This window comes from Nocardioides sp. AN3, from assembly GCF_054653495.1.
In genome coordinates this window covers 16,967-26,553 of record NZ_BAAIGC010000011.1, presented here as the reverse complement: position 1 = coordinate 26,553, position 9,587 = coordinate 16,967, and the positions used below count along the sequence as shown (strand labels likewise).

Here is a 9,587-nt window from a genome sequence, read left to right as displayed (position 1 = left end):
ACAGGGCTAATCACACCGCCGGTAACATCTATCATGCTAACTAGTAGGCAAGTTAACTAGTTGACTAGTTAGAATCTGGGGCGGTAGCGTTGCATCCATAAGCGAGAGCCAGCCCCTTCCCCAGCCGTCCTCCGCGGCCGACCGTTGGACCGCCCCGCAGGTCGTCCAGGCCGTCCGCATCCGACTCGTCGACCAACGCCCGGCACCGCAGCCCGACCCGCTCGGTCGCACCCACATCGGATACGTCGCCGGACTCGGACCGGCCGAGCTGTGGAACCGAGCCCGCGGCGTGTGGAAGGCGAAGCTGGCAACGCTCGCCGAGTGCACCCTGGCGGTGATCGTCTACAACGACACGGTCGTAGGTGTGGGCACCGTCGAGGCCATCGCGCCGTGCGAGGACCGCGTCGCGATCGACGGACGAATCCTGGCTCACCATCCCCTGCTCGGTCAGCCAGATCCGCTGCACAACACCTCGCGCAACCCCATCACCTACGGGCCGATCACTACGGTGCTGCCCACCTCGACGCCGGCGCGCCCGTACGCGAGCGTGCTGCGGGAGGCGATCGCCGTCCTGACCGAGGCAGGCCGGTTGCGCCGCGACGTGCTGCGACCGGTCGACGTGCCGGCCGATGGCAGCCTGCGCGACGTTCGCTGGGAGGTCGACCCCACCCGCAGCGAGCAGGCCGACTGGGCAGAGTTCGTCACCCTCGCCCTGGCCGGCGCCACGGCGAACCTCGGCGGCATCGAGACCGCCCTCGCTGGCCGCTCCGGCTCCTGGGAGGCCGCCGGCGTCCGCAGCCTCCTGGAGAGCACTGTCGGGCCCGACGAGAACGACCTGTGGCGACACCGCGCCGAGCCGCTGGCCATCACCCTCTACGTCGAGGACCTGGTCAACGACCGGACCCAGGTGTGGGAGAGCTACGACGCGGCCGAGCGTGAGATCCGGCAGATGATCGAGGACGCCGAAGCAGCCAACCCGCCGGTCGACCTTGAGCCCTACATGTGGATCTACCGGCGCACCGTCAACGCCTACGGCGACCCGCTCTCGGTGGGGCCGTGGGAGCCCGTCGACCCAACCGCACCGGAGTGGTCGATCGAAGACTGGCGGGCGTCCGACCCTGACCCCAACCCCGAGACCCGGGCATACTTCGAGCGCATGCTCCTCGGTCAGGAGATGGGTGTCACGGGCGTGCCGATCGACAAGACGTGGCTCCCGAAGTCCCCCGAGCTCGCGGCCGAGTACGACCGCCTCGAGCAGGAGCGCGAGGACCTCCTGGGACCTGTCTATGCGCTCGAGGAGCAGATCGAGGAGCAGCGGCTCCGCGAGATCGCCGCCTACGGCCAGGCCCTCAAGGAGCGCGTCGAGGCCGCGGCTCGGGCGCTGCCCGGGCTGGCCGTCCCCGTCCTGGTCGATGTCGACCTCACCTGGTCCTCAGATCTGAGCCGCCACACCGACGTGCCCTACGTCGTCGAGCGCCTGGTCGAGCAGGCGCTCATGGACACGCCAGCGCCCGAGGATCTCCCCGGGACGCCGTTGTCGCGTCTCCTCGAAGCCAACGGCCGGCCAGCTGACGCGGCCGGGGACCAGGACTGATTGAGGTGGCCTACAAGATCGAGGCGTTCGGCGGACCCGACGCACACCCGATGGGCGAGACCACGACCCCGACTGCAGAGGAGATGAAGCAGGTCGTCGACAACCTGCTCGACCTCATCACCGCCTCTGGCCAGATCCTCCGGATCACGGTCAGCACCGTGCGGGAAGGCTGAGCGGGATGGCCAGACGAACCTGGCGCGACAAGCGCATCGACGACCTGCTCGAGGCGGTCTCCCAACTCGGCATGACGATGTCCCGGTCGGCGGCTGGCGACCTGCTCGACGAGCGGGTCCAGTTCGTTGCCGAGCAGATGCGCGTCACCCCAACCACCGCACGGACCTACCTCACCGACGAGGCCCTGGCCGGCATGGCCAGAGAGGTCGTCTTCGGCTTCGTCGAGGAGACACCGGGCGCGGACCTGATGAGTGCCCCGCGAACCGCAGCGATTCCCGTGAGATTCGCGGGAACGGTCCTTGCCGGCCTGGGCGAGGTCATCCGCCTTCTCTTGGTCGAGCGCGACGACCTTGAGCACACCCGCGACCGGGTCGCGCAGGTAGCCCATGCGCAGAGCTACCTCGGCCTTCTCATCCGCGACCAGGTGGCGACCACGGACTTCTACGACGAGCCCTCGGTCCAGATGCCCCCAGCCCTGCTGCTGCGTGTGGCACGCCTCCTCGAGACCGCGGCCCAACTGGCCGAGACCGGACTGGTCGGACACGAGGGCGACGCGGACGAGGCCGCCGGACTCCCCTCGGCATTGCGCCGCGACGTCGACCTTCTGCGAACCATGGCAGGCCAGGACAAGCGACCGTGACCGACAACCCTGCGCAAGCCGTGACCCTCTACGCGACGGTTCAGGAGATCCCGCCCGACCACCGCGGCGGCTACACGCTCGGCCGAGAAGAGCTGATCGTCGAGGACCTCGACTACGACCGGGCGCTCGCGGCCGCCCGCCGGCGTGTACCCGACGGGTGGCGGATCATCGCCCTGCGGGTCGAGCGCGAGCCAGTCGCCACCGATTGATCGCGGGTTGATCGCTCCCACCCTTCCTGTGCACATAGGTGACCAGGAAGCGAGGTGGATCATGAGCACTTCCCCAGCCGAGAACCCGGTCCCCGGAGTCGTCACTTTCACCGCCCGCGGCAACGCCGCCCTCGACCAGCTGGCCGAGGCACTGGTGGCTGGGTGCGACGGCTCCCCCACGAGTATCGCCGACCTTCTCGAGCGGGTCCTGGAGGCCGATATCGAGAACCTGGCTGATCGCTCAGCGAGGCCGCCCAACCCGCCGCGGTCGCCCCGGCGGATCTGGACATCAAGGAGATCGGCTCGCCGGCCGAGAGCCCGGACGAGGCCGCCCGCCGTCGGCTCTCACCACGCGCACCGCACGCCGGCGGCAACCCGGGCACACCCGGTGCCGGCATCGCCCGCTGATCAGAGCTCGCGCCGAGCCTGACGGCGCAGCACCGCCTCCAGCTCGGCGACCCCCTGGCCCAGCGGCATCGGCGGGGCGACGTCTGCCAGGTCGTCGAGCAGCTCATCAACATCGCCGCCCTCGAGCTGCGGCGAGGCGTAGGCGTTCCACTCCTCAACCGCGGCGGCGAGCCGGCGGTAGGCCTCGACGTCGGCCGGAGCGTTGAACCAGGCCGCGGCGGCGAGCACCACCCGCCGCGCGATCAAAGCCGCCTGGTCGTCTGGCCGCTCAGTCTCCCGTCCCGCAGGCCCGGAGGGAAGCCCCTTCCCCGTTTGTCCACAGTGATGATCTGAGGGCCACGTTCTCCACAAGGATGGGCGCGGTAGCCCCCCGGGCGTTTGACCCAGTTGTCCACCGGCTTCGTGCCTTGGGTCTGATCCGTCGGCGTCCGGGGGCGCACGTACCGGCCGGACGGAGCGTGACCTGATAGGAGCTTGGCCGCGTCCTCGTCACTGTGCTGTCCGCCCGACCGGCGGTGCGTGCCGATCCCATCGGTACGAGAGAACGGAACAGCACCAATGCTAGATACGCAGCCAGACGATGACGAGATCACCGGCGGGATCGACACCCACGCCGACACCCACACCGTCGCCGCGCTCGACCAACTCGGACGCCAACTCGGCTACGCGACTTTCCCTGCGACAACGCACGGCTACGGCCAACTCCTGTGCTGGCTCCAGGCGCACGGGCGCATCTCGGCAATCGGAATCGAGGGGACCGGCTCCTACGGCGCTGGCCTGGCCCGCTACCTCACCAGCCGTGGCACCACTCTCGTCGAGGTCGACCGGCCCGACCGCCGTGCTCGGCGCAAGCACGGCAAGTCCGATCCCGCCGACGCCATCGCCGCAGCCCGCGCCGTCCAGGCCGGCACCGCCACCGGAACACCCAAGACCCACGACGGGGTCGTGGAGTCCATCCGCGCACTGCGAGTCGCCCGCAGCGGCGCGATCAAGGCCAGAACGGCCGCGATCAACGCACTGAGGCAGACCCTGATCACCGCACCAGCCGAACTCCGCGAACAGATGACCGGCCTCGGCCAGGCCGAGCTGATCGCCACCTGCGCCCGACTCCGGCCGACCGAGGACCTGCGTGACCCGACGCAGGCGATCAAGACCGCGCTACGCAGAATCGCACGCCGCTGCCAGCACCTGGGCGAAGAGATCACCGACGCCGATCGCGAGCTCAAGACCTTGATCACCGCCACCGCCCCCCGTCTCCTCGAGCAGGTCGGCGTCGGCACCGAGGTCGCCGGACAGCTCCTGGTCACAGCCGGGGACAACCCAGGGCGGCTGCGGTCGGAGGCCGCCTTCGCCGCCTTGTGTGGCGTGAGCCCTTTGCCCGCTTCGTCGGGTCGGACCGATCGCCATCGCCTCAACCGCGGCGGCGACAGAGCCGCGAACTGCGCTCTCTACACCGTCGCGATGGTCCGCATGCGCTACGACCAACGCACCCGCGACTACGTCGCCAGGCGGACCGAGCAGGGCCTCAGCAAGCGGGAGATCATGCGGTGTCTCAAGCGCTACGTCGCCCGCGAACTTCTGCCGCTCATCCGTGACGCCCTCGACAAGCCCGCACCAGCGTCTACCACTCAGATTGCCGCTTGACGATCTATAGGAGCTTCAGCCTCGCCGCCGCGGCCGAGCACCGGCCGGCGAGATCCGCGAGACTCAATACCTACCTCTCGGCAGGAAGGGCACCTGGTGGACGACAACGACCAGCTCGCAGCAGGCGGGCACGCGACGGCGGCCCGCGAGCACGTCTACGGCTTCAACCGCGCAACTATGTGGGACCGGGACCAGATCCCGTCCGAGACCTCCGACCAGCTCGCGGAGTTCGCCGACCTCGCGGCCGCGCTCCCCCAGGCGTTCTCGCAGCTGTCCACCACGCTCGAGCAGGCCCTGGCCCAACAGGTGCTCAGCACGGACGCGATAACCGACGAGTCGGACCCAGCAATGGCGATCGGCGTTGCGCGGCTCCACCTCGAGGAGGCCCGGGGCCTCGCGGTCGACCTGCACAAGCACCTCGACGCCGCGCGCAACGCCACTGCGCACGTCATCAGCCAGGGGGTCGACGACGGGCAGGAGTCGATGCCCTGGGACCAGCCCTGACCCGGACCAGCTGAGGCGGCCGCGAGATTTCTTCGCGCCGGGTGATCGCCCCGGTGGGTCGACCTTCCTTTGGTGACTGAGAGATGACCCCGGTCCACCAAGGAGCTGGCCATGAGCACGCCCACCGATTCTCCCTCCGCCGCGGCCGACCGCGACCCGGTCCAGGAGGCCCGCGAACACCTCGAGCAGGCCCTGGCCGCGCTCGATCGCCTCCGTGAGATCCTCCCGCCGGCGAGCAGCATGCCCCCGTCAACCACGGGAGGCGGTGAGCCGTCATGACCACGGACACCGCTCTGCAGGCGGCAGATGCAGTCTTCATGGCCGAGCAGGCCGTAGGACGCGCACGCGGCGTCGTCGACGAGCTGCACACCACGATCAACTCCGCGATCCGGGTGCTTGATGACGCCGAGCTCGACTCCGCGAAGGCCCGCCTCAGCGAACGCGGCGGCTACTACCTGGAGGCCGCCGGCGAGCACTTGAGCCGTCTGCAGCGGCGCTGCAGCGACAACGCCGAGCTGGCCGACGAGCTCACCGGGCACCTGGAGCGTGCATCCCAGGCGATCGCCGATGCCCACGACGTCCTCCGCGATGTCGACAGCAGCGATCCCGATCTCGCCGTCGAGGTCGCCCAGTTGAAGCCACGCCTCGCAGTCATGGGCGAGATGATCGACCTGGCCAAGCCGATTGCCCGGTTGACCGCCCAGCACGTCGACAGCGCCCACCTCGCGGCTCAGCAAGTGACCCCGCCGTCATTGCTGGAACCGGTCACCCTCGAGCGGAGCATCGCGACCGCGGGCAAGGAGCTGGGCCGCGCCGACGAAGACGTGCGCCTGCTGGAGAACGTCGTGGACCACGCCGCGGCCAGCGCCCGGCAGTCGGCCGGCATCGCCACCGAGATCACCGACAACGCACGCCGGCGGATGGCCGAACAGGGCCGCGCCCAGGTGCCTCGCCAAGCAGCGGCCCCGGCTTACGGATCGCCGGCACGGTAGGCGGGAGAACGCTCATGGACCTCGACCAGGGCGGCCGCCAACTGGCCGGCCTCATCCTCGATGCCGCCGGCCGCGGCGAACACGACCAGGTCGCCGACCTGATCGCACCGCTGGACGCCGAGCAGCTGCGCTCGCTGGTCACGGTGCTGGCCGCCCAGGTCGACCAGAGCGCGCCAGCCTCCTCGGCAACAGGCCCGGCCGCGGTGTGCGAGCTGGCCATCAACGCCACCGCTCCGATGTTCGGCACCACCCCGGAGGCGATCCTCAGCGCCGAGCGCAGCCGGCCAGTCAGCGATGCCCGTGCGGTGGCGATGACGGCCGCCCGCGAGACCGGCTTGTCCCTGCCGACGATCGCCGAGCACTTCAACAAGGACCACGGCTCGGTGATCCATGCGGTCCGTCGCACCGCCGAGCGGCCCAGGCTCGCCGACGCCGCGGCCAGGGTGAGCGAGCACATCAACAGCCGCTACACCGCCCGTCTCCCCCGCGCCGAGGAGAACGTGGTCGACCTCCCCCAGCGGCCGCCGGCCTCGACGTTCGAGCCCGATGGCCCGGTCGAGCACGCCGTGGTGGCGGCCGCGGGGGCCTTTAACACCACCCCGGAGGTCCTCCTGGGAACGGACCGGAGCCGGGCGGCCGCGGATGCCCGGGCCGTGGCCATGACGGCCGCCAGGATCCACGGGCACAGCCTGCCCACGATCGCCCGGCACTTCGAGCGAGACCACACCACGGTGCTGCAGGCCACCCGCCGCATCGAGAAGACCCCGCCGCTTCGGGACCTGGCCGCCAAGATCGCCGCGGATCTCCCCGAGCAGCCGGCCGGCGCCGGCCGGCTCGACGTCGACGAGCACGTGCCCGAGGGCGGCCACCGCTCCCTCGGCCTGCGCGAGCAGCAGCGGGCGATCCCCGTTGCTGGCGAGCGGGCGCAGCTGAGGGTGGCCCGGTGAAGGCCCTGATCGGTCTGGCCGCGGCCGCGGTCCTCGCTCTCACCGCCTGCGGGATCAAGGCCGCGATCCCCGGAGTCCAGTCAGGCCCCGAGCCCGCTGAGGGCAAGACCAGCCAAGTGCGCGTGACAGCGGTCGTCGACGGCGACACGATCCGCGTCGAGACGCTCGGCGGCCGCCAGCTCGGCCGAGTTCGGCTGCTCGGGATCGATGCCCCCGAAGTCGCTCATCCGCCGGCGCCGGCCGAGTGCTACGCCACGGATGCCACGCGCCTGCTCGAGCGACTTGCGCCGGTGGGCAGCACCGTCGACCTGGTCACCGACACCGCCCAGCCCAGCCGTGACCGCTACGACCGGCTGCTGCGCTACGTCGACCATGACGACGTCGACGTAGCCGGCGAGCTCCTAGCCAGCGGCGCCGCCCGCCGCTACGAAGCAGACCAGGCGCTTGCCCGCGAGAAGTCGTACGCCGCCGCATTCGATGACGCCCAGGGCGCTGAGCGCGGCTTGTGGGGAAGCTGCTGAGAGCTCAGGTGGAGGTGATGGACGAGCAGATGACGCTGGCCGCGAAGATGCTGGCCCGGTGGTGCTACGCCCGCGGCGTCGACGAACGCCTCCTCGGCTGCGGCGAGCAGCTGCGCAGCCTTGCCGTCGACCAGGCCCTCGGCCGACCGGCGCCGGAGCACCTCGAGCCGGCGCTATGGCAACAGACCGCCACGCTGCTGCGGCAGCGCCGCGACTGGGACCGCGACCACCAGGTGAGCCCGCCGGCGCCTGCTGCGTGCCTGCCCTGCGCCGTGGCGGCCGACCAGTGCCCCACCCACGCCGACCGCCGCTGTCGCGCGTGCGGTGGCCAGCTGCACCGCATCGTCGTCGACGAGGGCTTCGACACCCACCCGTGCTGCGACCGGCCGGGCGCGAACGGGTCACTGGCGTTCCTCGAGCACACCGCGCAGCTGCTGGGAGCCACACTGCTCGCCCAGTCGGCGTGATCGGACCCGAGCCCATCGAGACCGATCCGCCACGGGTGATCGCTCCCACCCCTGGCCCGCACTTAGGAGACCAAGGAGCACTGGCGCAGCCGGTGCCGGTCCACGGGATCCAATGGGAGTTCACATGAGTGAAGCCGCTCGCGAGGAAGCCGCCCTCGAGGAAGAGGCCCGACAGCGCGCCGAGGAGATCAGGGCGACCGAGGAGGCCGCCCAGGCCGCGGCCGCCGACACCGGCCCCTCCCCCGACGCCGAGATCGCGCAGGTCCACCGTTCCGGTCGCCAGCACGACCACACCGGCACGGCCGCCTACCAGCGGCCCCAGCTCGGCCGCCGCCGCGGCCCGCGCCGCTAGGAGCTCGTGATGGCAACCGCGCTCGCATCAGCGGACGTCAGTCACGTCCCCGGCCGGACAACGGTCCGTTGGGTCGACTGCTCCCACAGGCTGGGTTCGCTGCCGTGCATGAACCACAAGCCGCACGAGTGCAACGGCCGCGGCTGTGTGCACCACTCCACCTCCGGCTTCGTCGACGACGAGTAGCCCGGCGGACCTGCAGCGCCGGAGAGTGTGCCTAGCCGTGGACCAGGTGCAGCCGCGGCCGCGCCGGGGGCTCGGCGGCCGCCTCCAGGCGCTGCAGCCGCTCGAGCGTCATCGGATGGCCATGACGCCGGAGCAGGCCAGCCAGCACGGCGCCCAGGCCCAGGGAGACCACCAGCTGGTCGGCCGCGGCCTCCGCGCTGGCCTCGATCCGCCGGCTGGCCGCCGGCACCAGGTAGGTCAGGAGGATCACGGCGCCTCCCAGGATCCCCGGAGAGGCCCGGCCCTCGGCGACCGACTGCACGATGCAGATCACCCCGGCGACACCTCGCAGCGTCCACGCCAGCCGCATGAACGGGAGCCAGGCGAACGCCCGGGCCACGCCGCGGAACGCCGCGACCACCAGCCGCCACGGCGCCGTCGCCGCCAGCACCGCGAGCTCGAGCCGCGGTCGGATCGCACGCCGCCGGCCGACGGCATGAGCCATTGCGGCGGCCGCCTCCGCGGCAGTCACCCCTCCCCGGTACGTGGCGTCGACCAGACCGGGGCTGACCACGACAGCGCCAGCCGCGATCGCCACAGCCACCGGGGTGCTCGGAGTCTGACGCCGGCGTACGAACAGGGCGTCGACGTCGACCCCGCGGCCGCCCAGCTCGGCAAGCACTGATCCCATCACCTGGAGCTCGGCCGCAGTCGCGGGCCGGGAACGGGTCAGCGCCGCGATCGCCTGCGGCTCGAACCGGCCCAGCGCCAGCGCGACCAGCAGGCCGGCAGCAGCCAGGAACGCCACCAGGCCAAGCGCAGGCGTGAGCAGGGCGCACACCACCACGGTGAGGACGAAGCTCACCAGCAGCGCCGGCGCCAGCGTCACCACCCTCAGCACGGTCATCGGGAACCTCATCATTACAACCCTCCTCCATCTGTCAGCACTAGTCCGAATCTCTTGACTTTC

Annotated in this window: 14 protein-coding genes; 12 read left to right on the top strand and 2 right to left on the bottom strand. The window is 71.0% G+C overall.

The features are described 5' to 3' along the window. Window positions 1–289: 289 nt before the first annotated feature. From ACYQ1K_RS13750 to ACYQ1K_RS13735, 4 genes are read left to right on the top strand one after another with little or no spacing between them, the layout of a single operon-like run. Window positions 290–1,594 (top strand): hypothetical protein, encoded by a 1,305-nt coding sequence (locus ACYQ1K_RS13750; protein WP_459983605.1) that lies wholly within the window; start codon window positions 290–292, stop codon window positions 1,592–1,594. 5 nt (window positions 1,595–1,599) lie between these two features. Beyond that, a complete protein-coding gene (locus ACYQ1K_RS13745; RefSeq protein ID WP_459983603.1) occupies window positions 1,600–1,767 on the top strand; it encodes a hypothetical protein in 168 nt (55 codons plus the stop codon). A 5-nt stretch (window positions 1,768–1,772) separates the two neighbouring features. Next, on the top strand, window positions 1,773–2,408 hold the full coding sequence (locus ACYQ1K_RS13740) for a hypothetical protein (protein ID WP_459983601.1): 636 nt from the start codon (window positions 1,773–1,775) through the stop codon (window positions 2,406–2,408). After that, window positions 2,405–2,617: a hypothetical protein gene (locus ACYQ1K_RS13735; RefSeq protein ID WP_459983600.1), complete on the top strand. Its 213-nt coding sequence runs from the start codon at window positions 2,405–2,407 to the stop codon at window positions 2,615–2,617. The genes ACYQ1K_RS13740 and ACYQ1K_RS13735 overlap by 4 nt, the downstream gene beginning before the upstream one ends. A gap of 408 nt (window positions 2,618–3,025) precedes the next feature. On the opposite strand, the gene ACYQ1K_RS13730 is transcribed toward ACYQ1K_RS13735, so the two are convergent. Beyond that, window positions 3,026–3,271 (bottom strand): hypothetical protein, encoded by a 246-nt coding sequence (locus ACYQ1K_RS13730; RefSeq protein WP_459983598.1) that lies wholly within the window; start codon window positions 3,269–3,271, stop codon window positions 3,026–3,028. 312 nt (window positions 3,272–3,583) lie between these two features. Here ACYQ1K_RS13730 and ACYQ1K_RS13725 point away from each other — a divergent pair, with 312 nt between their 5' ends. The 8 genes from ACYQ1K_RS13725 to ACYQ1K_RS13690 all read left to right on the top strand — a co-directional run bounded on the left by ACYQ1K_RS13725 (window position 3,584) and on the right by ACYQ1K_RS13690 (window position 8,452). After that, window positions 3,584–4,669, top strand: coding sequence for an IS110 family RNA-guided transposase (locus ACYQ1K_RS13725; RefSeq protein ID WP_459983596.1), 1,086 nt, complete (start codon window positions 3,584–3,586; stop codon window positions 4,667–4,669). Between the two features lie 96 nt (window positions 4,670–4,765). After that, entirely contained in the window at window positions 4,766–5,173 is a 408-nt protein-coding gene (locus ACYQ1K_RS13720; RefSeq protein ID WP_459983595.1) for a hypothetical protein, read from the top strand. A gap of 111 nt (window positions 5,174–5,284) precedes the next feature. Then, window positions 5,285–5,452: a hypothetical protein gene (locus ACYQ1K_RS13715; protein WP_459983594.1), complete on the top strand. Its 168-nt coding sequence runs from the start codon at window positions 5,285–5,287 to the stop codon at window positions 5,450–5,452. Then, window positions 5,449–6,165: a hypothetical protein gene (locus tag ACYQ1K_RS13710; protein ID WP_459983592.1), complete on the top strand. Its 717-nt coding sequence runs from the start codon at window positions 5,449–5,451 to the stop codon at window positions 6,163–6,165. Before ACYQ1K_RS13715 ends, ACYQ1K_RS13710 begins: the two co-directional genes overlap by 4 nt. A gap of 14 nt (window positions 6,166–6,179) precedes the next feature. Next, window positions 6,180–7,112: a helix-turn-helix domain-containing protein gene (locus ACYQ1K_RS13705; protein WP_459983591.1), complete on the top strand. Its 933-nt coding sequence runs from the start codon at window positions 6,180–6,182 to the stop codon at window positions 7,110–7,112. Continuing rightward, on the top strand, window positions 7,109–7,633 hold the full coding sequence (locus ACYQ1K_RS13700) for a thermonuclease family protein (protein ID WP_459983589.1): 525 nt from the start codon (window positions 7,109–7,111) through the stop codon (window positions 7,631–7,633). Before ACYQ1K_RS13705 ends, ACYQ1K_RS13700 begins: the two co-directional genes overlap by 4 nt. Window positions 7,634–7,650: 17 nt before the next feature. Continuing rightward, entirely contained in the window at window positions 7,651–8,100 is a 450-nt protein-coding gene (locus ACYQ1K_RS13695; protein WP_459983587.1) for a hypothetical protein, read from the top strand. A gap of 124 nt (window positions 8,101–8,224) precedes the next feature. After that, window positions 8,225–8,452, top strand: coding sequence for a hypothetical protein (locus ACYQ1K_RS13690; protein WP_459983586.1), 228 nt, complete (start codon window positions 8,225–8,227; stop codon window positions 8,450–8,452). A 217-nt stretch (window positions 8,453–8,669) separates the two neighbouring features. On the opposite strand, the gene ACYQ1K_RS13685 is transcribed toward ACYQ1K_RS13690, so the two are convergent. Then, a complete protein-coding gene (locus tag ACYQ1K_RS13685) occupies window positions 8,670–9,524 on the bottom strand; it encodes a hypothetical protein (protein ID WP_459983585.1) in 855 nt (284 codons plus the stop codon). Between the last annotated feature and the right edge of the window lie 63 nt (window positions 9,525–9,587).

Bases quoted from the DNA above. Each gene is read 5' to 3' on its own strand.
- ACYQ1K_RS13705 (WP_459983591.1), top strand. From the start codon at position 6,180: ATGGACCTCGACCAGGGCGGCCGCCAACTGGCCGGCCTCATCCTCGAT.
- ACYQ1K_RS13695 (WP_459983587.1), top strand. From the start codon at position 7,651: ATGGACGAGCAGATGACGCTGGCCGCGAAGATGCTGGCCCGGTGGTGC.
- ACYQ1K_RS13715 (WP_459983594.1), top strand. From the start codon at position 5,285: ATGAGCACGCCCACCGATTCTCCCTCCGCCGCGGCCGACCGCGACCCG.
- ACYQ1K_RS13725 (WP_459983596.1), top strand. From the start codon at position 3,584: ATGCTAGATACGCAGCCAGACGATGACGAGATCACCGGCGGGATCGAC.
- ACYQ1K_RS13690 (WP_459983586.1), top strand. From the start codon at position 8,225: ATGAGTGAAGCCGCTCGCGAGGAAGCCGCCCTCGAGGAAGAGGCCCGA.
- ACYQ1K_RS13685 (WP_459983585.1), bottom strand. From the start codon at position 9,524: ATGACCGTGCTGAGGGTGGTGACGCTGGCGCCGGCGCTGCTGGTGAGC.
- ACYQ1K_RS13710 (WP_459983592.1), top strand. From the start codon at position 5,449: ATGACCACGGACACCGCTCTGCAGGCGGCAGATGCAGTCTTCATGGCC.
- ACYQ1K_RS13740 (WP_459983601.1), top strand. From the start codon at position 1,773: ATGGCCAGACGAACCTGGCGCGACAAGCGCATCGACGACCTGCTCGAG.